This window comes from Lacunimicrobium album, assembly GCF_052161635.1.
GTDB lineage: Bacteria > Planctomycetota > Planctomycetia > Planctomycetales > Planctomycetaceae > SXPC01.
On sequence record NZ_CP197413.1, the window covers coordinates 522,827 to 548,286 of the forward strand.

The window sequence follows — 25,460 nt, forward strand, 5'->3', positions numbered from 1 at the left end:
GCTACCTAGTTCCTTTAGTGTTTCCACTCTGCAATCGCGCGACTGCCGCCCGTTTTAAGCTTGTGTTTGTCGAGGTAGTTGACCATTTCTGTATCAGCTTACGCGCATCCTCTACGCTCGCTGTATCCTTCGTAATGTCTTCCAACTGAGTAATCGTCCAAACCGGTAGGTTGAGATCCGGGAGTGATTGAACGATCAAGAGAATCTGACCTACAAGTTCGTTTCGACACCGACCCCAGTCGAACAATCGCCGGAGAATAGAATTGTCACCGGATAGTTCATCGGAACGCCGAACCCGATTCGCCAATTCCTCCAGAATTGCTGCAGCGTCCGCAGCATCGATTGCCACTGCCTCTTTCATGGCCATAGTTCTCACCGCGTCACCATCATTGAGGAAGCGCCGCAATACATCTTGGGCGCGAGGGCTTAAGCGCTGAACTGCTCCCGTCATCGGCCCTAAAACGTCGCGAGCGAAATAGAAGTAGGGTCGCATATCTATCACGCTCAGCGACGGTTCGATGCCCAACCAGTCTTTGAGCCACTCATCGTTGAGCCAGCTCACTAATTCTAGCTGGTCTTCTTCCTTCGACGTCACCGCCGCCTTTTGTGCCCCCGATGTACTTCCGCGTTGCTTGCCATAGGATTTTCCATTCGAAGATGCTGCTTTTCCACGAATATCTGGCGACACAAGGCTCTCTGCATCACGTAACTCACGGCATTTACCTTCTTGTTCCGATTGAGCTTTGGCTAGCTTTTTGAACGATTCCGGTCGGAAGTATTCAAGCAGCATCAACTTCGCTAGCACCGGCTGTTTCAGTTCTACGGTCCTCGCTTTCGCCATTCCTATGCGCATGAGCAGAGTGTTCAAGAACCGTTTACATTGGCGCGGATTCCCGTTGAGACCAACAAAAAGCACGGGAGCCAAGCGACTGGCCAATTCAAGATTTTCTTGAAGATCTGCGGACGGCGTTGAGATCTTCGCTTTGACTGCGGAAAAATCTAGGGCACGGCCTTCACTGATGCTTTCAGGGCTGAGTGCCCAGGTAGCCAATTCCTTGAGCTGCGCTTCTGGGACCTTGGCATTCTGCGAGAAAAGCAACCCGAGGTAGGTGGTCATTTCGTTTCGAGACAGAGCCGGAACTCTAATTGCGAACTGGATTAGCTTCTCCAGATAGTCGCGGCCCACTTCGGCGCGCTCGCCGGGAAATTCGGGAAACCTGCGGCGGACTGCGTATTGGACGAGTCGCTCATCAGCACCAATCAAGAATGCGGTTTTAGGAACGAAAAGAAACAGTTTAATTGCTTCGAGCGTCTCAATAATGGTGTCTGGCAGGCACCGATCGAGATCATCAATAGTTACGAGAAGAGTTGTAATTTTTGTTTGCTGTATAAGCAGTGTGAAGTCGTCCCTGAACTTCCTGATGGTTTGTCTTGCGGCATGCTGTGGCTCATCTTTTAGGAACTGTTCCCACTCGTCATGCGTTACCTCTTTAACATCAGCAATGACCTTTTTTGCCAAATCAGCAACATCTGTACTGGCAGCAATCGCGACGCCAAGTGGTCCGCCAGTGAGAGCTCCGACTCCGTATTTTGCTGCCTTACCGAAAGCTCTCAGCCAATCAATTCGTTGGATAAGACTCTTCGCGATTCCAAGCCCCTTGGCGGTAATCGTCCTATTCGCAGCGACGGCTTCCAGAATGGTTTCCATCATCGCTGCACGCGCGTCGTCATATCCCTCAAACAACCATCCATTGAGCGGCACGACGACGACGCCCTCACGCTGCGAAAGCGATGAGGAAACCATCTTTAGAAGACTCGACTTCCCGCTTCCCCAGTCTCCGTAAATTCCAATAGTCGCTGGGAGGAGATCAGGCCGTGCAATCACGGTCTCGACCGCGAGCGAAAGGTGCGAAAAGCCTAAGAAATCGAAATCAGTTTCGTGATCGGACCACACGTGTCGTCCTCCAGAGGAGCTGTCTTGATCGAACAGACGAACTCTCCCCCAACTTCGGCGGTGAAGCTGGCTTCAGAAGGAAAGCCGACCAGTACATTAGATATAAAAATGAAGTGCTAGAGTTTACAGTGTACAAGATGGTACTGTTACTTTCCATGGATCTGCTTCGATGACAATATCGCCTTTGGATGGTCTTGTGTTCGAACGGAGTGACGACTCGCCTTCTGAAGCAAAATGTCTCCAATAGCAGTGGCGATTTGGCTACCGACGTTCTGGCACAATTGATGTTGCGGTGTAATCGCAGCGACTGGTGTTTAATTGGTGCGTAACAGTCGCCGGAAGTCGCGAATCAGGTTTTCCTCTTTGGCAAAGGAGCGGTCCTCCTGAGAGCTTTTTGTTTCGGACATGAACTCTCGATTCGGAATTAGTTCACGACCTACCCGTCAAACTCAGATTTTGCGTTTTGAGTCCAAATCCTGCGTCGGGATGAATAGATCGTTGTCCCAATGCGATCAGGATGGATTTCTATTCTGGATGTCGCCCATGCCGTGTATTAAAAACCTGTTGGGTAAATAGAAACAAAGGACATTGCAACCATGCTAGTCACCATTCGAAGGCAAGGAAATAATCTTGACATTCCGCCCGAGGCGGTGCTGCGCTACGGTGACTTGTCAGCGCGATGTATCCAAAGCACGCATGGCACAAACTGTTCTCGCCGACGCATCCCTCTGCTGCGGCAGACGAACGAATTCGCTCCACTGTCCGCTGGCCTTTTACAGTGCTTTGCCGCCCTCGTGGATTCACAGGGTGGGCAGGCAAATATTGTTGAGTGGCCTAGCGTCGCGCCGCTACCCGAAGCTGTTTTTGGTGACCATCCATTTTACGCATCAATGGACCAATTACTCCGGTCCAACTCTCGCGGACAGATTTTAATTTCCTCACCAGAACTTCAAAAGTGGGTGATTTGGGGCATCGCAAAAATGTACCCCTCCGCCCGTATCATCATTCTCATTCGCAACGACAAAGATGCACGCGAACTCGCTACGTTTCTCTCGCACGAAGGTATTAATGCTCGGTATGCGACTGCGAGACAGCCCCTTCGAGTTCTTGATGGAGCGGAGGAAAACTACCATCCTCCAGCGATTCTTTGCGCAACACCAGGCGGCGCCTGTGAAAACGCGGATTTTGAGACTTGTGATCTAGTTATCCTGCTCAATGCGTACGACTGCGTGCTCAGCCACTTTCAGGACCGTCTGCGAAATATCGACTGTCGCTTTCGTTTATTTGGCCTTGTGAACCAGGCTTTTAACGTGGCACCGAGAGACGCTGACTTTGTCACCGCGTTGTTTGGCACAGAAGCCATACGTGTTGGTCGCAACGGTTCGATTGGGCGTGATACATGTTGCATTTTCCTGCCTTTCTCAGCTTGTCCCAATAACGTTGCCCCAACGGAACGGTCATTTGCATTTCAGGTCTATTGGAGGCATGACGAACGAAATCACAGGATACGAAGACTCGCCACATCCCTCCGAACGGCAGATCAAAGTCGTCAGTTACCACAATCAGTCGAGAGGTGGTTGCAGCAACATTCCATTGTCCAACCGAGCGTTGCAATTCTTGTGGAGCGTCCACTTCATGCGCAACAGCTCTCCGAACTGCTTCCCGATTGGCCGATTGTTGCAACCGATCAGGCGATCCACCGCCTTAACCGCCCATTTCAACAACGTGTTGCTCGGATGAGATCTGCGTTTGGGCTCGGCGATCACGGTATTGTTTTGGCTCAATGTGCGGAGTCGGTTTCGGCAGCACACGTTGATATTCTCATAAACGCCTGCGGCAGATCAACTGTAGTGATTCCAGATTCTTGGCTCTACAGCCCGCGTTCACCGAATCGTCCCTTACTCGTGATCGATTTCACGGACAATCATAACCAGTATGCAAAGCGTTGGAGTCGAATTCGACGGCGATCCTACCGCGCAAAGCACTTTCACGCACCAAATCGGAGTGAGAGTGAACAGCGACTGGAAAACTTCATCAAGGCGCAAGAAGGGTGGGAAGTTCGATGAGCGGGAACATTTTTACAAATGCGATTAATCGGAGTTTGCACCGACCAGTTCTGCCCAGGATGAGTTCGAGTGTGGTTTCATGTCCATTCGAACCAAATACCACTCTGGACCTACCTTGGAGCGAGCCTGTGGGAGAGTTGATAGCTCCTCGCATTCGACGACGTGAACCGTATCGATGTGATAACCCAGAACGATTCGCCTTGGATCAACTTGTTAGCGAGCAAAATCTACTCGCAGTTTGGAAGTGCTGTAAAACGAAAGGCCTAGCGTCAGGCGAAAATCGTCTTAGCTACCATGACTACGGGCGCTCAAGCAAAATGGCGTTGATTCGATCCATCCGAGCCTCTTTTACTCGTCCACCGTACTATGCACCGCAACCGACCCGCGAAGTAAGAATTGCGAGACCCGGCAAAAGTGATCGAGTTCTCAACTTACCCGTGATTGGTGATCGTCTCGTCGCTAAAGCACTCCAGATAGCTCTGCGTGATTTCTGGAAGGCAAGGCTGACTTTCTATGGAAAAGGTGTGCACTGGATACTTTCGCGACTCCAGGCAGAAATTCGAGGCTCAAACTGCTACGTCCTAACGCTTGCTGACGTGACAAATTGTTTTCCTTCGATGCCATTTGATGATATTATGAGAGCAACTCGACAGCACATCGCTCAACCCGATCTTCTTTGGTTGATCGAAACGGTGATCCGCGGCCATGAAGGCCGTTGTGAACGTAGCGGGATGGGGCAGGGATCTGCTTACTCGCCCGCTGCAGCGCAGGTACTGTTGGGTCACGTCGATGCGCGGTTTGGACACCGCAATCGACGTTGCCGTACCTTGCTCAGATATGCAGACAATTTAAGCTTTCTGAGTGAGACGGTTAGAGATGGACGAGAAGCCGTACGAGAGTACGGTGCACTGCTGACAGAAATGAATATGGAGCTGCATTCGGGGCATCCGATAAACCTCCTGGCGCAGCAATCGGTAGAACTCTTAGGCTTCAACGTGGGATGGAGAGATGAACAATTATCTCTGAGCATCCCAGAATCAGCCTTCGAGAAACTGAAATCCGGATTCATCAAATCTGTCCTGAAACCAATGCCATGGCTAAATGCACTGAGTGTGGCAAAAGGATGGATCACTGCAGCGGGGCCGTCTCTCTCTCCGGAGCGCAGGAATGACACTATCAATCGGGTGGTGTCTATTGCTGGGGACTGTGGCTTTAACGAGCTACAACCCAGTGATCTTCGTAGGAAAGCCACTACGGCGTACCGTAAATGGCAAACCCTGTGTAGTACGATGGGGTAGTGGAGGGAAACAGCTTTCTCTTCTGCTTCTCTTACTATGCCGAGCCCTGCGGCTGCCGCACGCAGCACTTTTGGAAAACGCACTGTTTTCCCATAAAATGACGGCATTCGTGACTAAACAACACGAATGCCGTTTCTTTTGGGACCGCGGCAACGAACAGACTAACATTCTGACAAGAAACACTCGAAACCCTGGCAGAAAAATTAAAGCTACCAACCAAATGTGGTAATCGCTACGGGACAGTGTAGATCTGAATTGTTGACGGTCGTCAACAATTCAACAAGAGATTTCCTTTGACCGACCTGTAAACCTGTCGCATACTGACGAAGCTGCGGAAGCATCTCATTAGGAACTTAAATGTCCCAAGTGAGTATGAAAATCGAATCTGAAACCAGTCTTGAAAATCATTCGAACAATGGGGATGAATTGCTCAAAACCCTTCGTGGGATTTGGGAACCTTATTGCAGAAAGGACACAGATGTCAGACATGAAATGGGGATGCACCTGAATGGCTTGCTGGGATCTCCAACCAAGCGGCAAACGCATGGTGCAAAGATCATCCTGCGAGTCTCTACTGAGCTTCAAATCGACAAGTCCGACATTTGCCGTATGCGTCGGTTTGCTCAGCAGTTCAAAAACCTCGAAGCATTTCGAAGAGAACACCCAGAAGCCATTTCTTGGACGAAGGTGAGAACTCTCCTGAGTGCTCCAAGGAACTGTGCCCATACGGACTCAAAAGGTAAAACCTTGAAGAGCACCCTTACCCGTGCCATCAAAAATTACTTCAGCCATTTACAGGCTTCCAGTAGTTTAGATGGCTCCTTAGCCGACGAACTTCGTTCGGCTATACTTGCTCTGATTACTAATGCTGAAAACGCAGGGATTCAATTTGATTCAGCACGATGAGTAGTTAGAACTGCTCCTGCGGTCGTCGTTCAACGATGACCTTACCCGAGCGAGATGACCTACCATTCATCTCAACCCTTCTAATCCACTTCATCAACCCGATGCTTCCGCAGCTTCTTGACCCGCTAATTCATTGGTTATTGCCTTCCGAAAAAACTGAGGCAAAGTCTTCAATCAATTTCAATCGTTCATTCCGAGAGGGGTTTTCGACGCAGCTTCTCTCGGGCATGGCGTCATAAGTTTGACCATTGAGCACTCTGCCCGTTTGTGATTTGCGAATCCCGCCCCACTGCTTAAAGAAGAATGGTATTCTCATCCGATCGCATTGCTCCTTGATGCTTAGCACCCATTCCTTCTGCATCGGCCTCGCGCCTGCGCCACTTTCGCCACCAACGATCACCCAATCGATACCATCCAGTTCAATCTGGCCAAGATTTTCCAACAGAGGTTCGATAGATAAGAACCGCCTCGCAATCGGAGTTGAGGATATCGCCGCGATTCGAGGCAAGCCGTGCTTCTGATTTTCGACACTCACACCCCACCAAATGTGAGCGTACTGTGCGGAAAAGCCTAGTCGACCTCGCAGCAACTCAGCCATTCGGTCTGCCCGCTTTGTTAGAACTTGATAGGTGTGCCATTGGGCGGTCACCATGACTCTTACAACGCGTTCGATGTACCAGTCAGGAACTCGTTCATGAAACAAATCGCTCATGGAGTTTACGAACACAGTCTTGGGCTTTGACCAGCGCAGCGGTTCCATCAACTTTTCGGGAACAAGCCGCAGCTTGAATCCTTGCTCGTAGGCATGCCCAAGGACACCTTCAAAGCGGTGGGCGAAGGTTTCCGCGTAACAAAACTTGCAACCTGGACTGATCTTCGTGCAGCCTCGCACGGGATTCCACGTTCCATCAGTCCACTCGATTTTTGAATTTGCGCTCATTGCTTTGTCCTTAAAGTTGAATAGGAAGTGATCACACATCAACAAAGACTACGCACAAAAATCGAAGCTAACCTTTGCTATCCTTCGCTTTTGTGGGGTATTACTAGAACAATTTCCCGATAATGGATGACTTGTCATTGCTGGCAAGAACTCAGTGCCATGATGCGTTGAAGCAAATCGCGGAAGTCACTTTGCAATCTTACCCGCATCGAACATAGGCTTGAGGTGGACTTCGACCTGCTGAATGGCCCGAAAGACTTTACCAAAAGGACGATTTGTGTAGACGTCAGAAAGCTTGTCTGTTTCGACAGGACTACCATGCAACAAGAACACGCCAGAAATCTCCCCATCGGAGAATCTACGAATGAGATCACCGGCCGTTTTCCTCAGATGCTTAAACGACAGTGGAGAGATCTGGTGACCATTGTCACGAATTCGTTTGAGCAGTCTGTCGAATGAGTTGGGAATCTGCCTTGATGGATTTCCGCCTTCAGTTCGTGCATCGAGCCGCTTTCCGTTGGAGTTCAAAATCGCGGGAGCATCATCCGAAGGGTCAGGTTGCTTTCGTCGGCGAACAAGAGACTGCTTCAGCAACTGAACGGTCTGCTCGAACAACAAGAATTTACCCGCGATAGCTGTCTTATTCCTAACCAACGAGAGAAAGGAATCGGTGTCATTGGAAGGGAAGGCAAAGATCTCCTGCTCATCGAGCGGCAATGCCTGGAAGAGCGATATCTCGCCGATAGTCAGCGTCGCGATCTCTTTCGCGCCGAACCCACAGTTGAGTCCTAGCATCAAATAGAGACGCTCGATGGGAGTCGCATAACGATTGAGCAGACAAAGCTCCTCAAGCTGAAACGTCTCGACTTGGCGGATGCGCTGTTTGATTTCAGCAATTTCTACTGTCTTGACGAATCGATCCAGATGGTCAAAGTCTTTGGGCTTGCTCCAATCAAAATCTTTACGACGGTCCAACCAGTTAAAAAAGCGTTTCAGTTCTGCCACATAGTTTCGAATGGAGGCCCGACTGATTCTAACTGCTGCTCCTGATTTCTTTTTGCGAGTCGGATTCTGCCGCCAGTATCGGAACATGGACTCGATGGCGTCACTATTGAGTTGAGACAACGGCATATCGGCATGCCGTGATTGTAGCGTGTCGACTTGGCCCAGTTTCGTGAAACCATAGTCCGTCAGATCCTCTTTCGCTGCATCGAAGTATTCTTCTCGAATCCAAGCGCGGTAGGTGTCAAACGCTTGGTGGAGAGTCACGCTTTTCGCCATGTTCCCAGTTTCGAGGATATATTTTGACCATGGTCGTGAGTCGTTCCATCCTGACAAAACGGTCACCCCGTCTGCGCCTTCTGGCCTCATCCGAGGGGCATCTCGAAGTTCTGCTTCTGTATATTTGGACCAGTATCGTTCATACGGATTATCGATCAGCACCATGGTCCGGATGTCGCATGCACGATCGCCAATGCCTTTCGTGTAGCGTTCCATGTCCGCAGCTTCGAACTGCAGAAACGGGAACCGATTCTGAATCGATTGCAAACGTTCCGCGTAACGACCAGCAGGCTCCTCAACCTCGATCGGTCCCAATTTGACTGTCATCGCGCCGCGAGCCACTTGAGAAGCAATTTCTAGTGTGGTCGCGTCCCAGAGGTGTTGGCCATAGGGAACTTTGCAGATGGTGTCCCAGATCTTTCGGAGTTTGATTTCACGAAGTTCAGCTTCTTGTAGGTCACGTCCGAGACGAAATTTGTGTTGGACGCGCTCTCTTTTTTCGTTCAACTTCCAGCCCAGTTGACGGACGTAGTGGCCTTGTGGATCGGGCTTAGCGAGTCGACCAGATCGAGCAGTCATCGGTGTCCTTTCCTGAGAGAAAAAACGGGCCGAACAGAGGCGTCCGACCAGCCTCATTGTGCTTGGAATCGGACTAAGACAAGGGGCTTATCGGACTAAAAATCGGACTATTTATCGGACTATCTCCCAAAACAGCCCCTTCTCGGGTGTTTTGGAAAATCATCGAAATGGCCGTAAGTGCAAGAAAAAAGGCCACTTACGACGAGCGTAAGTGGCCTTTTTCAGTGGAGACGAAGGGGATCGAACCCTCAACCCCTGGCTTGCAAAGCCAGTGCTCTCCCAGTTGAGCTACGTCCCCGGGAGTTTTTATCGGACAGCCAGACTATAGCAGGAACTCCGAGAGGTGCAAATGTCGGCGGTCGAAAAATCTGAAGTGGTCGCCAGTCAGGAAAAAGTTGCCAAACCCGACTGGACTGCAGACAGTGATTACTGAATCAGACACGGCAAAACAGAGTGTGGTTCGGTTCTCTCGGGAGCAAAATCGGCTATGATACGCGATTCCCCTGCTGGTTGGCTCGAATGCTGGCGGGACGGAATTGATTCTTGTCGACAGCCTGAAAGCAGGGCCTGTTGACTTTGTTTTTTGAGGATCATTGAGCGACATGAAGAGCGTGTCCGCAGACTCTCCCGCCAATTCGCCACAACCTGAGTCATCTCTTGCTGTCGCCCAGGAAAAAATCCTGGTGCTGGACTTTGGGTCGCAGACAGCCCAGTTGATCGCCAGGCGTGTGCGAGAAAACAACGTCTTCTGCCAGCTGGTTCGTCATGACCTTTCCGCTGAGCGGATCAAGGAAATCGCACCTAAGGGGATTATTCTCTCCGGCGGACCATCGAGTGTGTATGAAACAGGTGCTCCCAAAGCAGATCCTGCGATCTTCGAACTCGGTATTCCAGTGCTCGGAATCTGCTACGGCATGCAGTTGATCTGCCATCACCAGGGCGGGCAAGTGACCGCAGGAACGACGCGAGAATTTGGCAATACGGCTGTCAAAATTGGTGATCACGACAAGCTGTTCGCTGGGCTTCCAGCGGAAATCAATGTCTTTATGAGCCACGGCGATCTGGTTCAGAATATCGCTGGGGATTTTTCGTCTCTGGCGGAAACGCATTCTTGCCCAGTTGCAGCAGTCAAGCACAACGTCAAGCCGATTTATGCGATGCAGTTTCACCCGGAAGTGACGCATACCCAGTTCGGGACGCAGATCATTGGCAACTTCGTCAAGAAAATTTGCGGCTGTCATGGCGATTGGAAAATGCAGTCGCTGATTGATCAGTCGATTCAGGACGTCCGGTCACGCGTGGGGAATTCACGCGTGATCTGCGGACTGTCTGGCGGGGTCGATTCATCGGTTGTCGCGGCATTGCTGTTCAAGGCGATTGGGTCTCAGCTGTCGTGCATTTTCGTTGATAACGGCCTCCTGCGAAAAGGGGAAGCCGATCAGGTCAAGGAGCAGTTCACCGAACACTTTAAGGTCGACCTGCACGTTGTCGATGCTCGTCAGCTGTTTCTGGAGAACCTGAAAGGGGTCACTGACCCACAGAAGAAACGTAAGATCATCGGCAAGCTGTTTATCGATTGTTTCAAGAAGGAAGCCGAGGGAATTGAAGACGCTCACTTCCTCGCGCAGGGAACATTGTATCCAGACGTCATTGAATCGGGCGGACACCCCGATGGCCCGTCAGCGACCATTAAGTATCACCACAATGTCGGCGGACTGCCGGAACAGTTGGGGTTTGAGCTGGTTGAACCGCTGCGTGACCTCTTCAAGGACGAAGTTCGCCTCATGGGGCAAGAACTCGGTCTGCCGGAGAAATGGATCTGGCGTCACCCATTCCCGGGACCAGGGCTGGCCGTTCGGTGCCTCGGCGAAATCACTGAAGAAAAGCTCGCGTTGCTTCGAGAAGCGGATTGGATCTTCATCGATGAACTCAACAAAGCTGGCATCTACCGAGATATTCAGCAGGCGTTTGCGGTCTTGCTGCCGATTCAGACGGTCGGCGTGATGGGAGATGGACGGACCTACGAGTATGTCCTGGCGTTGCGAGCGGTCGACACAGACAACTTCATGACCGCGGACTGGTCACGGTTGAGCCATGACTTCCTGCAGCGAGTTTCGAACCGTATTACGAATTCGATTCGCGGAATCAATCGAGTTGTCTATGACATCAGCAGCAAGCCACCGGCGACGATTGAGTGGGAATAAACGGGACCACGCGCAGTCGTCGCGCGAACTCCTGGTCGGCGCTCTTGTCATCATCTTGTCTCCATCATTTTGTCAGGATCTCCTACCATGCCGATGCTGGGTGTCAACATTGATCACGTCGCTACGATTCGTCAGGCTCGTCGGACGATTGAGCCGGATCCGGTGTGGGCAGCGACGCTGGCTGAACTTGGCGGCGCGGATGGGATCACGCTGCACTTGCGAGAAGACCGACGTCACATTCAGGACCGCGATCTGCGGATCATGAAAGAGACGGTGCAGGTCAAATTGAATCTGGAAATGGCTGCGGAAGATGCGATGACGAAGATCGCACTGGAAGTGCTTCCTGGGCAAGTCACTCTTGTCCCAGAGAAACGCGAAGAACTCACGACCGAGGGTGGTCTGGATGTCGTCAAAAACTATGACCGCGTCGCCCGCTGTGTCGAGCAGTTGTTGAATGCCAACATTGAAGTCAGCTTGTTCATTGACGCGGACGAGAAACAGATTCGTGCCGCGGATAAGCTGCAGGTCCATGCGGTCGAATTGCATACCGGCCGCTATGCAGATGCAAAGACTCCTGACGAACAACTCAAAGAGCTCAACGCAATCGCGATCGCCGGGGAAGTCGCCCTCGACCATGGCCTGCTCTTACACATGGGACACGGACTGACATACCGCAATGTGGTGCCGATCGCAGAGATCAACGGGGTCAGCGAACTGAATATCGGCCACAGCATTATTTCGCGCGCGGTGATGGTCGGGATGGAGCGGGCGGTGCGGGAGATGAAGCAGTTGATTGTGGGATGAGCCTACAACCCAAGATCTCGCCGACGCCGCAATATACGTTGGCCCGGTGAATGCGGCCGAAGAATCAGTACATTGTTATTTGGTCGGATGACGTAGATCACTCGATATGGTTTTCCGTGGCGTGTTTTAAAGAACGCTTGCTTGAGTCCGCGTTGAACTCGATCTTCTTCTTCAGCTTCCGAATTCGTATCCGCGTTCTGAGCAAGACGAGACAAAAGATCGTAAAACGCGGTTTCCCAGTTTTTTCTGCCGACTTGGGAACGCGGAATGAGCCAGTTCACAATCTTTCGAAAGTCTTTGAACGCCATTGGCGAGAGGCGTACGGTATAAATCAAAGATGACCAAATTCGCGATCTGCTTGCGCCTTGAATTCGTCAATCGTCATGCCTGCGTCACCCGAGTCCATTAAGTCGAGTGCTTCGCGTACATCTTGAATATTCTGCTCGTACTCTGCGTCATCAATGTGGACGACACGCCACGACTCATAAAGTAAGTCGATGCTAGCGTTTTCATCTGCCTGGTGTTCTCGGGCATACTCAACGAAACTGTCTAACTGTTCTTTCAAAGTCATAGTCGTTTCCTCCGATTGGAAACTGAAAGTAATAAAAGGACCTTTAGTCGTATATTTCTCTGCCATCGGCTTATTCAGAGCCGCATTGACCTTGGCCTTTCCAGGCTTGTTGCGATTCTAATTGTGGATGATGCTCCAAGTCGTGCAATTAAACATCAGGGGATCCAACTGCAGAAAAAGATTTGCCTTTGCCAGCCAGATGAAGTTCTTGGCGGCACCACGGTGCATTGGCAGTACTGCGAGACGTCCTACCGATGCCCAGCTGTCACCGGATACCGTGCAAAGATCATGCGACCTGCACTGTTCTGCAACACGCTTGTTACCTCAACATCGATCTCACGACCGATTTGGGCCGCTCCGTGTTCGCAGACAACCATGGTTCCGTCATCCAGGTAACCAACCCCCTGCCCCATTCCTTCGCCCTCTTTCATGATCCGTATCCGCAGTTGTTCACCCGGCAGGTGCTTCGGCTTCAGGGAATTGGCGACGTCATTCAGATTCACAACTTCGACATTCAGAACGGACGCCACCTTATTCAGATTGATGTCGTTGGTCACGATGCGACCGCTGAACTGACGGGCGACTTCGACCAGATTCTGATCGCGCGTGGTGGTGAGCTTATCGTCGTGAGGCGGGGTGTTGTGAATCTTGATGTTGGTCGTTGCGCTTTGCTGAAGCTTGCTGAGGATATCCAGACCACGGCGTCCTCGTCCGCGACGCACCTTATCGTTGGTTTCTGCAATTTCCTGCAATTCCTGAATCACAAAACTCGGGATGATCATTCTCGCGTCGACGAGTTTGGTTTCGACGAGATCATAGATGCGTCCGTCAATCAGGGCTGACGTATCAAGAACCAGAGGACGCCCCCCTTTGAGTTCGCGCGAGAATTCGACGTAGGGAATGATGAACCGGAAATCGTCTTTGGTTTGCAGCAGGAATGAAATACACCAGTAAGGAAATAACAGTGATGTCAGGATTCGGACCATGTTCTGATAAGTAGCCCCATGACCGGCAAAAAACTCCTGCTCGAACACCGGAGCCAACGCCAGCTGAAACATGTAACTCAGCATGAATCCGATCAGCAGTCCGAAATAAAGCGCGGAGAGATCTTCGACCCGTTTTCGTCGGATGGTCATGTCGGCAAAGATCGCCCCCAGCACAACTCCCATCATCAGGATGAAAATCAGCAGCGAATTCTGCCCCAGGCTGTCGGGCATGCCCTGATGCTGGTTAATAAAGGTCGCAAACGCACCCGCTGCTACCACAATGAGCAACAGACGTAACACAAGGAGAATGATCATGGAGGTCCTCAAATCGACTATGGTTTCAGCAGCATATCCACGCGAACAGTCTGTTTCAACGTGCATCTGTGCCGAAGGGCGTGTTCCGGTGTTTTGTCACCGGTCGTAGATGAATACGTTGAAGATAACATCAGACAGGAATGTCGGGTACTGCCGATTTGCCCAAATGCGTGATAAACCTCGCCTCCCGTTGCATCCAGACCGTCTATTTTCACGCTGGGGGAGTCGCCTGAAAGATCGGAGCACCGGCCAGTTGAGGTTTCGTTTCTCTGAACAGTTGCTCAATCAGCAACCGTGTATGAACCAGCCCTGTCAGCTTCCCCTTCTCTGCGACCCGAGCAATGCTCGCATGGTGATGCCGCATTAACTGCAGCGCATCCAGCCGCGTTGTCTCTGTCGTCACCGTCGGCATCGCATGTAAAAGTCGGTGCATCGGCCGGGGAGATACTGTCACTTCCGCCGCCTGGTAATACGCGAACCAGTCCGACTTCGACCCGGCTTTACGAACTGGAATCACCACCTTGCCTGTCCTTTGACTAAACGCGACCACCTCTTCGCGCGTTGCGTTCTCATCGACTCCCGTCACATGCTCCAACGGCACCATTACACCACGCACATCGGTCGCGATGTGCTCGAAGATCCCATGCACCAGCTGATCCTGAATCGGCGTCAAGACCCCCTCCTGATGCCCCTTCCCCAGCAGGTAATACAGCCGATTCTCGTCATAGTTTCCCCAGAACGAAACCTCGGAAATCCCACTGACTTTCTGGAACAACTGCGTCAACTTCACCAGCGGCCACGTGATCGGGAAAAACAACCAGTAACAAAACTGAAACCAGAAGAAGTTCTTCTCAAGCAGAACCAGCGGAGCGCGAAAGAACAACGTCTTCGGCAGCAACTCCCCAAACAGAAACACCACGGGCGCGAAGCATAATGTGATCACGACATCAAGGACATCCGAAGGATTTAAAATCGCCAGTGACGTCCCAAGCCCGACGGCCCAGGTGACAACATAGTTCGACAGATTATTCCCCACCAGAATCGTCGTCACAAACCGCGCGGGATGCTGCAGGAAAGACAGCATCGCAGCCGCCTTCTGGTTTCCATCCTGCGCATCGATCGCCAGTCTCAACACGCTGGCGCGGTAGAACCCGGTCTCCATCCCACTAAAGAAGAACGAAAACCTCAGCCCCAGGCAGAAGACCAGCAACACCAGAAACGTATAAGCAATCCCGGTCAACAACATCGTTCAGGACTCCTTCGCCGCTCGAGGTTTCACACCCGAGCTGCTCGATGAGGTCGCCGACTTATTATTCTCTTCGAACGCTTCATTCTCCAACGGCGTGAAGCGAACCTTCAATCGACCGCGTCCCGTCACTTGAGTGACCTCCAGTCGAAAGTTTTGCCATTCACACACGTCCCCGACAGACGGAATTTTTTCGAGCTCTTCATGCAACAGCCCCGCGACCGTCACCAGCCCACCTTCGGGAGGATCGTATTCAATCTTGAGCGCGCGAGACAGATACCGAATCGTTGTCATCCCCTCGACACTGTATTCCCCATTCGACAGCCGCACGACCGGATCGCGCTGCAACACCCGTCGCGTTCTCGATGGATCAATCTCGATCACCGAATCAATGATGTCTTCATACGTCACAATCCCGATCGTATCCCCATACTCATTGACGATTGATGCCACACTTCTCAGCCGGGCCCGCAGTTCCGTCAGCACGAACGACAGCTTCGCGCACCACGGCACATGAATCACCTTCTCTGCCGTATATTCCAGATGCTGCTTGGGAACGTGCGTGTAACTTCCCAGCGGGATCGCTCCAGTCACATTGTCACTCCCATGCTCAACCACCAGCACATACCCATCTGGCGGCAAACGACCATGCAGATCTTCGCGGCTGATCGGCGCAGACGCAGTGAAGTACGTCCCTCTCGGGCGCATCACTTCTTCGACCGAGACGTCCATCAGTTCGAGGATATTCTGCAACACCTGCTTCTCAAGCGCCGCGATCGACTTCGAACTCGATGAGACCTTAATCGCCCGCTCCAGATCATCAATATCCAGCAGAGGCTCGACATCCAGCTTCGGCCAGAAGGCGAGTCGCAGCGCGTGACACAGCTTGTCGAAGTAAGGAATGAATCCCTTCACCATGCGCACGGCCAGCGCGAGAATCGGACTCGTCAGGGCAGCGACGTGACGACGAAAGATCACTGCAATGCACTTCGGCAGCACATCCGTAAAGATGATCATGCACAGCAGCCCGCCAATCGAGGCAATCCCGCCTGCGAACGCAAACCCGTTCGACAGCAGGTGACGCGTCATGACGACGTTGGCTGAAAAGTACATCAGATTGAAGACGAGGTTCCAGAACAGAACCGAGGTCAGAATCCGGTCTGGATTCTTCATCAGCTGAGCCACAAGCTGCTGCGACCGCGTCCCTCGTTGAAACGCTTTGAGCTCATCACGAGTCAACGAAAAAAACGACGTCTCCGAGCTCGAAAAGATCGCCGAGAAGACCCCGCTGATCAGCATGACGATCGCGGCGGGAATCACAAAGATGAACGCCTCAGCGAGGTTATTCATGTCGGGACGATTTTCCCTCGAGATGTTCTTGACCGCGGAGTTGCTCACACATCAGCGACGCTCGGCATTCTGACGACCGATCGCGATATCAAACTCACTGATCGCAGGCACGAGCATCGACGTGATGGCAAACCCATAGGCAAAGCTGATCGACAGAAACACATCCAGCGACCCGCCCAGCAGAAACGCCGTGATCGCATAGAACGTCAGGAATGGCAGGATCGCCGCCGTGATCGTCAGTGCGGGCGAGGGATTGCGGTGTGTCAAAGACAGCCACAGCCCGATACTTCCGCCGAGAATGAACAACAGGAAGCTCGGCAGTTGCAAGGCAAAACTGCTGCGTGCTTCCACGATCAGAAGCATACAGATGAAGATTCCGATAAACAGAAAGAACATCGTTCCCAGCGAGGTACTGATCGCCCGGCGACTGTTTGGATAGGAGAGCCCGGAATGCAACCCGGTCATGGCAGAGAACGCGATCAGCACCAGATAGCCCAGCGTCAGCAATACAGCAGCTTCTGTCGTCAGTGTTCTCAGTCCGAACATCAGCCACACGATCGCGATCGGTGCGAGGATCGCTTCCTTCAGGTTGTAGAAAACACCACCCAGCTTGCCGAGGATAAACTCCCGGGCAGTGATGTTGGTCACCAGCAGAAGTTCCAGTGTTCCCCCATCGCGCTCGGTCGTGATCGCTGTGACAGCCTGGGAGTTGACGAGCATCATGCTGAGCAAAGACAACAGAATCAACAGAAATCCTGGCAGGCTGATCATGCCGAGAATCAGATCGCCACCCAGGTCACCAGTTGTTGTCAGCTGGTAAATCCCGTACCCCGTGAGTCCGGCGATCGCGAGGTAGCCGAGTTTGATATAGATCATCTGACGCCCGTACGCGCGGGTCATCATTTCACGCCACAGAATTGGTTGCGACCAGACGTTTCGAGCAGCCTGCGTCTTCTCCGAGAGATCCTTCTCTTTCTGGATCGTCTGATAAGTGACCCGGGAAGGATTCCAGACTCGCAGCATGAAAATCGTGAACACATTCATCACGACCACCATGACGGACTGCACAATGACGGCATCCCAGGCTTGAATCCCAATCGCGGCCGTCCCGCTCGCTTGGGCAAACGGGGCCAGAATCCGGAACAATGCACGATAGGGATTCATCACCAGAACCCAGTCGGTCACGGGCGAGGCAGGGTTCATAAAGAGAGCAGCAATCTCAACTCCCCCGATCAGCACGACCAGCCCGAGAAGTCCATACGCCAGCGTCTGGAACGTCTTCTCTTTCCAAAACGCCACCAGCGTCCCCCAACTTCCTGCAACCAGAGAAGACGTAAACGTCAGCAGACTGACCCACAGCACCTGCTGCAAAGTCGTCCCGCCCAGCAGCGTGAGCATCATGAAGATCGGAATCGAAACCGCCTGCAGAACCGCGATCTGCAGAATACTCGCCGCCAGTTTCCCAAGGACCAGTTCCCGATCACGCAGATCCGTCACCAGCAGCAGAACCAGCGTCTTTCTGTCTTTCTCCAGCGAGACATTCCCCGCTGCAAAGACCAGAGAAACCGCCAGCGCGAGCGTCAACTGGATCAGTGCAAAGATCTGGAAGACCAGCTCACCAAACTGCGCCAGCGCCGTCGGACTACGGTAAACCTGCCAGCCGAAAGTCGCCTGGCTGGTCGTATAAAGCAGCACGAGCAGGGCGAAGAGATATCCGCTGCGAATCAGGTAATGTTTGATCTGACGAGGAACCGTCAACGCTTCACGATAAAAGATTGGACCAGCGGCCACCGGTTCACTACTCCGTCGCAACCGGTTGACCCGGTTCGATCTGTTCTATTTTGGCCAGATTCACCAACCGGATGTCGGTTGATCTGGACGATAATGCCATGGTATGTTTGAGTGACGAATCACGCCACGCTAATGCGTCACGAGACTCGTCAACCAATGATTATGTCCAACCGAACCCGTGATTCCAACTCCCAACTGGCGATTTCACGGCTTCTTTATCAACTCACATCCCGACTGGCCTTTCTCACATGACCCAACCGCTCGTGGGACTGTTTATCCCCTGCTACATCGACCAGCTGTATCCGGACGTCGCGATGGCGACTCTCGAACTCCTGGAATTGGCCGGCTGTCGCGTGGAATATCCATTTGAACAAACCTGCTGCGGCCAGCCGATGGCGAACACGGGCTGCCTCGATCAGGCCAAGCCTCTCGCCCAGCGGTTCATCGAGATCTTCAAGAAGTACGACTACATCGTCTGCCCCTCCGGCAGCTGCACCTCGATGGTCGTCAATCACTACCACGAGCTGATCAACGATGAGCATGCGTATCACGAGATCCAGAAAAAGACGTTTGAGCTGACCCAGTTCCTGGTCGATGTCATCAAATTCGACGCCTTTCCCGAGTCTTTCCCGCACGTCGTCGGACTGCATCAAAGCTGCCACGGCTTACGCGAACTGCGATTAGGTCGCAGCAGCGAACAGCAGATTCCCGAGTTCAGCAAGGCGAGAGAGCTACTCTCCAAGATCAAAGGTCTGACGCTTGCGAAGCTGACGCGCCCCGATGAATGCTGCGGCTTCGGCGGGACGTTCGCTGTCAGTGAAGAAGCCGTCTCCTGCATGATGGGCAACGACCGCATTCACGATCATGAGCAGGCAGGCGCAGAAGTGCTCGCAGCCGGCGACATGTCCTGTCTGATGCACATGCAAGGGCTGATCCTGCGACAACACAAGCCGATGAAAATCATGCACATCGCCCAGATCCTGCGCGGTCGGCCAGTGACAGTGAATGAGTAGGTTCGGGTGGCCCATCCGTTTACGGCTGGGTGAGCAAAGCTAACAAGAAGCGTCACCATACGCATCCAATGAAACTCACCATGTCAGCTCGAATCGCTGACGCATGACGCTGGCTTCTTGTTGCTACGCGATCCAGCCATCAACAGCTGGACCACCCGGGGGATGAGCGACGTAATCACATCTGCTCGATGGTTTCAATCCCCAGCAGCGCGAGGCCCTGATTCATAACGAGGGCGGTCAGATCGCACAGGAGCAGGCGGGACTTCTTGATGGCCTCGTCGTCGGCACCGAGGACCTGATGTTGGTCGTAGAAGGTGCTGAAGAGGTCTGCGGTTTCGAAGAGATACTGGCAGAGGAGATTGGGTCGATATTCCGAGGCTGCGTCTTCGAGAACCTCCTGGAACCGGATGAGCTTGATGACCAATGCGCGTTCAAGGGGCTCGTTGAGAACAGGGTCGAATGACGACTGGCGCAGCTGCTCTCGATCGATGTTCCCTTTGCGAAAGATGCCGCTGATGCGGGCATAGGCATATTGCATGTAGGTCGCGGTGTCGCCTTTCTTGGCGAGCATCTTGTCCCAGTTGAAGACGTAGTCGCTTTCGCGGTGGTGCTTCAGATCAGCGTATTTGATGCCGCCGATGCCGATGCGTTGGGCGATGAGTTCGATGTCGTTCGCGGACAGCTTGGCGTCTTCGTCGCGTTTGAGAGACTCGTTCTCTTCGACGATGGCTTTGGCGCGGACGACGGCTTCGTCGAGGAGGCTTTCGAGGCCGACGGTATCGCCGCTGCGGGTTTTATAGGGTTTGCGGTCTTCGCCCATGACGGTGCCGAAGCTGATGTGCTTCAGCGTGGCGTGCGGGTACTTCCAGAGGGCTGCGGTTTTGAAGAGGAGTTGGAAGTGTTCGCTTTGACGGGCATCGACAACGTACAAAATGGTGTTGGCGTGAAGTCGTTCGACGCGGTCCTGGATGGTAGCGAGGTCGGTCGTCGCGTAGGTGTAAGCACCATCGGCTTTGCGGACGATGAACGGGGCGGGGTTGTCTTCGATGAAGACGCACATCGCGCCCTGGCTTTCCTTCGCGAGGCCACGCTGCTGGAGGTCACTGACGACGTCGGCGAGCATCGGCTGGTAATAACTTTCGCCGAGAGTCATGTCGAACTTGATGTCGAGTCGGTCGTAGACCTGATCCATGGCCTTCAAGCATTCAGGCAGGAACTTGTGCCAGAGCGCGAGGTTCTCGGCATCATTCTGGTGCAGCTTTGCGGTTTCCACGCGAGCCAGGCGTGCGATCTCGGGATGGGCCTGGGCTTTGGCTGAGAGGTCTGCATTGGCTTCAACACTGGCGATCTTGGACTTGGCGGAGACCACTTCCTCTTTGGCAGACGTCAGGGCGTTGCGGAGGTCTTTGAGCTTCTGGGCGGCGACTTTGTCTTTCTTATCGAGCGGGGCCGCTTCGGCGGTCGCGAGGTTGTCGGTCAGCTCGGCGACGGTTGCTTCGAGCTTGGGAAGACCAGTCTTCAGCTCATGGTAATCGGAGAGTTGATTGACGAGTCGGTAGAGCCGCGAGAGTTCGCCGACGGGATTAGCTTTGTAAGCAGCTTCGTCGAGAAAGTTCTTGTAGCCATAAATGATCATCCCGAACTGCGTCCCCCAGTCGCCGATGTGGTTATCGCTGGTGACGTGGTGGCCGAGGAAGCGGAAGAGCTTATCGATCGCGGCACCGATGACCGAGCTGCGCAGGTGTCCGACGTGCATCGGCTTGGCGACGTTGGGAGAGGAGTAATCGATGATGACGGTCTGTGGGTTGGCGGACTTTTCGACGCCGACACGTTCATCGATGGTGGCAGCGACGAACTGCTGGAGGAGGAATTCGTCTTTGAACTTGAGGTTAATGAAGCCAGGGCCTGCGATCTCGGGAGGGTGACAGATGTCGTTGACATCGAGGCGCGAGACGATCTCGCCCGCGATGTCTTTGGCGGGTTTGCCGAGGACCTTCGCGAGCGGCATCGCGCAGTTGGCCTGATAGTCGCCGAACTTGGGATCGCCGGCCGGGCGAATGAGGGCGAGGTAATCAGCAGGAGCGTCAACAAGACCAGTCAGGGCGGTTGAGAAGCGTTGTTTGAGGAGGCTCAGGAGGTTCATCGTGATTGTCCAGAGAGGATGAACCACAGAGGACACAGAGGACACGGAGGTCAGACGAAGGAGAAAAAGTCAGACATCCTGATGATGAAGTTGTCCTGGTCCTGTGTGATCACTTGAATTCGTTGGGTCTGGTAAAACGAAAAGGTCACAAAGAACAGTCGCTTGATCCCGGTGTTCTCTGTGACCTCTGTGGCTAATTCAATCTCATTAGCTGTTGGCTGTGGGAGTCGGCTGCCAGTCGACGACTTCGGCATCGCCCCAAAGGCGTTCGAGGTTGTACAGCTTGCGGGCGTCTTCGGTGAAGACGTGGAGGATCACATCGCCGTAGTCCTGCAGGATCCACGACTCGCTGTTATAGCCTTCCATACCGAACTTGGGCGTCTTGTCCTGCTTCATCGTCTGGTCGACTTCGTCCGCGATCGCGAGCAGGTGGCGCGGGCTCGTTCCATTGGTGATCACAAAGAAATCAAACTCGGAGGTCACGCCTGACAGATCGAGGACAAGCGTATCCTTACCGCGGAGTTCATCAGCGATCTGAGCGAAGCGGATGGCACGCTCTTTGGACGTCGTGAGTTGCTTCTGTCGGGCCGGGCTCGCAGGAACGGGGGCCGGGACGGGAGTGTCGTGACTGGTATCAGCCTCAAGTTCAGGCTGCTGCGGATCTACTGTCATTGCGGAATTCACTTCGAGAGAACGAAAGGGTACTGGTGGATCGCGATTGAAATGGACGCGAAACTGCCAGAAAGGTTCACGAACCAAACCCCAATTCTACCGGACGCGCGTTGAGAGTCGAGCGGCTGTGTGGACAATTTTCAGTAGGGGGAAACAAAAACGCCCCCGGAATCGATCCGAGGGCGTTTGAAAGCGACTGTACGATGCTGAAAACTAGCTGCCGTACTGATTGCGGAAGATTTCCTCGAACTCAGCAACGCGTTGAGGATTTTCGTCATACATCTTCTTGAGAGGATAATTCTCAGGAAGTGGTTGGCGTTTGACTTCGAGCATACTCTTCCAGACGATGACGGCTTTGATGCATTCTTCCTGGAGGTTGTCTTCCAGTTGAAGTTCGGTGTACTCGAGCTTGTCGAGCATTTCCTGCATCTTCTTCATGCCTGATTCGATCAGCTTCAGACCAGTCTCCAGGTCTCCCTGTTTCAGGTAAGCGTCGCGAGCTGCATAGATCTCGCGGTGAGCTTCTTCCATGGTCTTGTCTTTTTCAGCCTGACCACGGACACGCCAATAGCGATAGTTCGTCTTGTTCTGATTGAACTCGATCGCTTTCTTCTTGGCATCAAAGTTGGTGTAGACTTTGCGCTGGTCTTCGGTCATATCGGTGCGTAATGCATCCAAGTCGCAAAGCTCCTGAACGGTTGCATCGTCTGCTTCGAGTTGGATGGTTCCGTTGAAAGATGACTCGACACGATCAACGCCATATTCAGTCGTCCATTCTTTGTAGCCTTGCTCCCATGCAGCGCGAGAGCCTTCATTGAAGGTTCCCTCACGATGCAAAGCATCAGCATAGTTGTACTGTGAACGGGCTGGATAAGAGCGGAAAATCAGACGATCGAACTTCTTCTGTCGGTTACCTGGAAGCGCTTCCACCGTGTTTGCGTCGGTGAACCATTTCTTGGAGACGAGGTAATTGTCTTCCTGCTCAGGATTGAGTTCCTGATCTGGCAGAACGTCCGCGTTTTCGGGTGAGTCTGGCGGGAAATCGTGCTTGTAGCTGGGATTGTCAGGGTCATGGAGGAAGAACTTGCGGAACAGCTTCCACTCATCCGAGCGACCGATCTTGGGTCCAATCACACGACCGGTTTCCCAGTAGAGTTCGGAGTACTTCTTATTGCGTTCGGTTCCTTCTTTAAGGAACTTCGCCCCTTCTTTGACCCAGTGAAAGCGGTCAGCGACGCCGTCCCATTCTGCAGAGACGTTGTAGGCGAGATTCCAGCCCTGGAATTCCCAGACCTGACGGAAGTGAGGCTGGAGCAGAACGATGGAGTCGACCGTCGAACGGAGTTCACCCCACTGCTTGTGTTCTTTCTGCTCGATAGCCTGCTGCCAAAGGACGTTGACGGCGACGCCGCGCATCCCAAGGAGAACAAGGTTCATCGTGGCAGAGGCCGGGTCGACGTTCCCCAGGCTGGCTTCGCCGAGCTCGTACTTTGTACGAAGATCGGCCAGTTTGCCTTTGAAGTTCGCCGAGCCTGGAAGTCCCAGGTAAACAATGGGTACCAGCAGGAGCAGGATCCCAAAGACGTAGAGAAGTTTGCGTTGTTGCGAAGTCAGATTGTTCATTATTTGGCCTCCATCTCTCTCAAGGTCAGAGAGCAGTAACCAATGATAAGACAGGGAATAACATATCCGAGAGTAATTGCGATGGCCGGCAGAAGTGAACTCATCCATGGGACATCAAAGCCGTTGGCGGTGTATTCCACCATGCGGAAGTTGACGAAGCCCGGGACAATGAAGAACGCGACCGCCAGGAAGCCAAGAGCAATACCATCAATGATTTTCAGGAAGTAACTGAAGGCACCGGCTTGAATCTCAACCGAGGGGTTCATGTGAGCCCACATACGATAGATGGCTTCTGCTGGTCCACCCCCTTCAATCTGTCCCTGGAGCATCTGGAACATCATCGTGCTCAGAGGCGTCATCCCGACGAGAACCAGTGAGAAGGTCAGCAGGGTGGCCACTGGCCCCTTGACGAAGCAGCTGGCAGTCACAGCGAGCATGATCATCAGCGTTAACTGAAGCCAGATACCAAAGATCGATTTGAAGTAGCTGGTGGCAAAATACTTGTCTGGCATACGGATGAAGAGGTCAGGACGAGCCATCCCGAGATACTGGCCTGGATCAAGACACTCGACCTCGACTTTGAGATTGCCCTTGGGCATGACGTCGGTGAAGAGGTTGGCCGTTTTGAGCTGCTGGCTTTCTTCGTCGCGGTAAGTGATCTCTTCAGGAACAGGGATCAGCTTTTCTTCGTTGAAGCGACTGAACTCTTTCACTTCAAAGACCGGCAGAGGTACGCGGACTTTTTCGTCATCTGGATTGATCAGGACAATGCGAGCCGAGAGGCGTTTGTCGAGAGTTCCCTTGTAAGCCCGGAACGCTTCAAAGTTGTACTCGAGATTGAGAGCACCTGGCTCGGGGGTTGTTGTTTCCGGATTTGCCTGAATTTTTTTATCGTAAGCGGCTTTACGCGATGCGAAGCTGCTACGAAGGTTGTTGACGTCAAGACCGTCAAATGTGTAGAACGTGCGAGACTTCGTACCACCTTCGATGTAACTGCGGAAGTCCCATTCATATCCAACGTTAATCCCGGCCTGACCTTCGGAAGAACGACCAAATCGGTCTGAGAAGGACAGGGCGCCGTAGATCGGAACGCGGCTGATTAATTCACTTTGAGCGGCAGCGGGAGTCTGGCGAACGATCCAGATGTAACCAACGAGTCCCATAATCGCCAGAACGCCTGTTCCGACGGCTGAGTAACCCAGAAGTCGACCGAGATAAACTTCGTTGCGACGGACTGGCTTTGTGATGACGGTATGAAGCGAGCGGATCTTGATATCGGTAGGAAGCCCCCAGCAGGCGAGCAGTGGGATGACGATGAGAACCAGCCAGCTGATCGTCTTGAGAACGAAGCTGACGAGAACGCGGACTTGAAGGTCGGGTCGGTCGGTTGTCCCGCCAATGAACCAGCCTGCGAACATGAAGAGGATCGCGAAAATCACGAAGACCAGAAGTGTCTTCTTGCGGATCGATTCTTTAATCGTGAGGTCAGCGATGGCGCCGATGCGTTTCGGCGAGATCGAGAAAAAGTCGATCAGCGCACGCTGGAAGTTCTGCATCACGACGCCGAAGCCACCCGTTCCATGTGTCATGAACGAGCCGAGCATCGAAAGACCGATGACCAGAACGAAAAATCCGAGCATGACCAGGGAAAAAATTCCCAGGCTCATCAGGAAATCGAAGTTGGGAGCATCAAAAGACATGGTTGGCGACTACCATCA

The 25,460-nt window shown here is 52.9% G+C and carries 19 protein-coding genes and 1 tRNA gene; 6 read left to right on the plus strand and 14 right to left on the minus strand.

Annotation, left to right across the window (positions count from 1 at the left end; genetic code table 11):
• Window position 1: 1 nt before the first annotated feature.
• The gene (locus SH248x_RS02080; protein WP_459556856.1) at window positions 2-1,954 is read right to left on the minus strand and encodes a KAP family P-loop NTPase fold protein; all 1,953 of its coding nucleotides are present in this window, start codon (window positions 1,952-1,954) and stop codon (window positions 2-4) included.
• Between the two features lie 596 nt (window positions 1,955-2,550).
• Between SH248x_RS02080 and SH248x_RS02085 the strand changes: the two genes are divergently transcribed.
• From SH248x_RS02085 to SH248x_RS02095, 3 genes are all read left to right on the plus strand, one after another.
• On the plus strand, window positions 2,551-4,020 hold the full coding sequence (locus SH248x_RS02085) for a hypothetical protein (RefSeq protein WP_459556857.1): 1,470 nt from the start codon (window positions 2,551-2,553) through the stop codon (window positions 4,018-4,020).
• Between the two features lie 200 nt (window positions 4,021-4,220).
• Window positions 4,221-5,318, plus strand: coding sequence for a reverse transcriptase domain-containing protein (locus SH248x_RS02090; RefSeq protein WP_459556858.1), 1,098 nt, complete (start codon window positions 4,221-4,223; stop codon window positions 5,316-5,318).
• Between the two features lie 357 nt (window positions 5,319-5,675).
• Window positions 5,676-6,224, plus strand: coding sequence for a DUF1016 N-terminal domain-containing protein (locus SH248x_RS02095; RefSeq protein ID WP_459556859.1), 549 nt, complete (start codon window positions 5,676-5,678; stop codon window positions 6,222-6,224).
• 130 nt (window positions 6,225-6,354) lie between these two features.
• On the opposite strand, the gene SH248x_RS02100 is transcribed toward SH248x_RS02095, so the two are convergent.
• From SH248x_RS02100 to SH248x_RS02110, 3 genes are all read right to left on the minus strand, one after another.
• Entirely contained in the window at window positions 6,355-7,164 is an 810-nt protein-coding gene (locus tag SH248x_RS02100; protein WP_459556860.1) for a DUF5131 family protein, read from the minus strand.
• A gap of 186 nt (window positions 7,165-7,350) precedes the next feature.
• Window positions 7,351-8,787: a hypothetical protein gene (locus SH248x_RS02105; RefSeq protein ID WP_459556861.1), complete on the minus strand. Its 1,437-nt coding sequence runs from the start codon at window positions 8,785-8,787 to the stop codon at window positions 7,351-7,353.
• Between the two features lie 462 nt (window positions 8,788-9,249).
• A tRNA-Ala gene (locus SH248x_RS02110) sits at window positions 9,250-9,322 on the minus strand.
• Between the two features lie 304 nt (window positions 9,323-9,626).
• On the opposite strand from SH248x_RS02110, the gene guaA reads away from it, so the two are divergent.
• Together guaA and SH248x_RS02120 are read left to right on the plus strand one after the other, a co-directional pair.
• A complete protein-coding gene (gene guaA / locus SH248x_RS02115) occupies window positions 9,627-11,228 on the plus strand; it encodes a glutamine-hydrolyzing GMP synthase (RefSeq protein WP_459556862.1) in 1,602 nt (533 codons plus the stop codon).
• An 87-nt stretch (window positions 11,229-11,315) separates the two neighbouring features.
• Window positions 11,316-12,032, plus strand: a complete 717-nt coding sequence (locus SH248x_RS02120) for a pyridoxine 5'-phosphate synthase (protein ID WP_459556863.1) — start codon at window positions 11,316-11,318, stop codon at window positions 12,030-12,032.
• Window positions 12,033-12,034: 2 nt separating this feature from the next.
• Here SH248x_RS02120 and SH248x_RS02125 read toward each other — a convergent pair whose 3' ends face one another.
• The 6 genes from SH248x_RS02125 to SH248x_RS02150 all read right to left on the minus strand — a co-directional run bounded on the left by SH248x_RS02125 (window position 12,035) and on the right by SH248x_RS02150 (window position 18,291).
• Window positions 12,035-12,367, minus strand: coding sequence for a type II toxin-antitoxin system RelE/ParE family toxin (locus SH248x_RS02125; protein WP_459556864.1), 333 nt, complete (start codon window positions 12,365-12,367; stop codon window positions 12,035-12,037).
• Window positions 12,364-12,603, minus strand: coding sequence for a hypothetical protein (locus SH248x_RS02130; RefSeq protein WP_459556865.1), 240 nt, complete (start codon window positions 12,601-12,603; stop codon window positions 12,364-12,366). The genes SH248x_RS02125 and SH248x_RS02130 overlap by 4 nt, the downstream gene beginning before the upstream one ends.
• Before the next feature lie 248 nt (window positions 12,604-12,851).
• A complete protein-coding gene (locus SH248x_RS02135) occupies window positions 12,852-13,904 on the minus strand; it encodes a PIN/TRAM domain-containing protein (protein WP_459556866.1) in 1,053 nt (350 codons plus the stop codon).
• Window positions 13,905-14,115: 211 nt separating this feature from the next.
• Window positions 14,116-15,150 (minus strand): CNNM metal transporter family protein, encoded by a 1,035-nt coding sequence (locus SH248x_RS02140; protein ID WP_459556867.1) that lies wholly within the window; start codon window positions 15,148-15,150, stop codon window positions 14,116-14,118.
• A gap of 3 nt (window positions 15,151-15,153) precedes the next feature.
• The gene (locus SH248x_RS02145) at window positions 15,154-16,500 is read right to left on the minus strand and encodes a CNNM metal transporter family protein (protein WP_459556868.1); all 1,347 of its coding nucleotides are present in this window, start codon (window positions 16,498-16,500) and stop codon (window positions 15,154-15,156) included.
• A 51-nt stretch (window positions 16,501-16,551) separates the two neighbouring features.
• Window positions 16,552-18,291 carry an ABC-2 transporter permease gene (locus tag SH248x_RS02150; RefSeq protein WP_459556869.1) on the minus strand — a complete coding sequence of 580 codons (1,740 nt, stop codon included), beginning with the start codon at window positions 18,289-18,291 and terminating at the stop codon, window positions 16,552-16,554.
• 248 nt (window positions 18,292-18,539) lie between these two features.
• Here SH248x_RS02150 and SH248x_RS02155 point away from each other — a divergent pair, with 248 nt between their 5' ends.
• Complete coding sequence (locus tag SH248x_RS02155; RefSeq protein ID WP_459556870.1) at window positions 18,540-19,304, plus strand: (Fe-S)-binding protein; 765 nt, start codon at window positions 18,540-18,542, stop codon at window positions 19,302-19,304.
• 175 nt (window positions 19,305-19,479) lie between these two features.
• Here the strand turns inward: SH248x_RS02155 and argS are convergent, their stop codons facing one another.
• The 4 genes from argS to SH248x_RS02175 form a co-directional block, all read right to left on the minus strand.
• A complete protein-coding gene (gene argS, locus SH248x_RS02160) occupies window positions 19,480-21,447 on the minus strand; it encodes an arginine--tRNA ligase (RefSeq protein ID WP_459556871.1) in 1,968 nt (655 codons plus the stop codon).
• A gap of 207 nt (window positions 21,448-21,654) precedes the next feature.
• A complete protein-coding gene (gene rsfS, locus SH248x_RS02165) occupies window positions 21,655-22,119 on the minus strand; it encodes an RsfS/YbeB/iojap family protein (protein WP_459556872.1) in 465 nt (154 codons plus the stop codon).
• A gap of 213 nt (window positions 22,120-22,332) precedes the next feature.
• A complete protein-coding gene (locus SH248x_RS02170; RefSeq protein ID WP_459556873.1) occupies window positions 22,333-23,742 on the minus strand; it encodes a hypothetical protein in 1,410 nt (469 codons plus the stop codon).
• Window positions 23,742-25,442, minus strand: a complete 1,701-nt coding sequence (locus SH248x_RS02175; protein ID WP_459556874.1) for an ABC transporter permease — start codon at window positions 25,440-25,442, stop codon at window positions 23,742-23,744. Before SH248x_RS02175 ends, SH248x_RS02170 begins: the two co-directional genes overlap by 1 nt.
• Between the last annotated feature and the right edge of the window lie 18 nt (window positions 25,443-25,460).

What these genes read in the sequence shown, in the direction of transcription:
- SH248x_RS02085 (WP_459556857.1), top strand. Translation starts at nt 2,551, where the DNA reads ATGCTAGTCACCATTCGAAGGCAAGGAAATAATCTTGACATTCCGCCC.
- SH248x_RS02095 (WP_459556859.1), top strand. Translation starts at nt 5,676, where the DNA reads ATGTCCCAAGTGAGTATGAAAATCGAATCTGAAACCAGTCTTGAAAAT.
- SH248x_RS02100 (WP_459556860.1), bottom strand. Translation starts at nt 7,164, where the DNA reads ATGAGCGCAAATTCAAAAATCGAGTGGACTGATGGAACGTGGAATCCC.
- guaA (WP_459556862.1), top strand. Translation starts at nt 9,627, where the DNA reads ATGAAGAGCGTGTCCGCAGACTCTCCCGCCAATTCGCCACAACCTGAG.
- SH248x_RS02120 (WP_459556863.1), top strand. Translation starts at nt 11,316, where the DNA reads ATGCCGATGCTGGGTGTCAACATTGATCACGTCGCTACGATTCGTCAG.
- SH248x_RS02130 (WP_459556865.1), bottom strand. Translation starts at nt 12,603, where the DNA reads ATGACTTTGAAAGAACAGTTAGACAGTTTCGTTGAGTATGCCCGAGAA.
- SH248x_RS02135 (WP_459556866.1), bottom strand. Translation starts at nt 13,904, where the DNA reads ATGATCATTCTCCTTGTGTTACGTCTGTTGCTCATTGTGGTAGCAGCG.
- SH248x_RS02140 (WP_459556867.1), bottom strand. Translation starts at nt 15,150, where the DNA reads ATGTTGTTGACCGGGATTGCTTATACGTTTCTGGTGTTGCTGGTCTTC.
- SH248x_RS02145 (WP_459556868.1), bottom strand. Translation starts at nt 16,500, where the DNA reads ATGAATAACCTCGCTGAGGCGTTCATCTTTGTGATTCCCGCCGCGATC.
- SH248x_RS02155 (WP_459556870.1), top strand. Translation starts at nt 18,540, where the DNA reads ATGACCCAACCGCTCGTGGGACTGTTTATCCCCTGCTACATCGACCAG.
- argS (WP_459556871.1), bottom strand. Translation starts at nt 21,447, where the DNA reads ATGAACCTCCTGAGCCTCCTCAAACAACGCTTCTCAACCGCCCTGACT.
- rsfS (WP_459556872.1), bottom strand. Translation starts at nt 22,119, where the DNA reads ATGACAGTAGATCCGCAGCAGCCTGAACTTGAGGCTGATACCAGTCAC.
- SH248x_RS02170 (WP_459556873.1), bottom strand. Translation starts at nt 23,742, where the DNA reads ATGAACAATCTGACTTCGCAACAACGCAAACTTCTCTACGTCTTTGGG.
- SH248x_RS02175 (WP_459556874.1), bottom strand. Translation starts at nt 25,442, where the DNA reads ATGTCTTTTGATGCTCCCAACTTCGATTTCCTGATGAGCCTGGGAATT.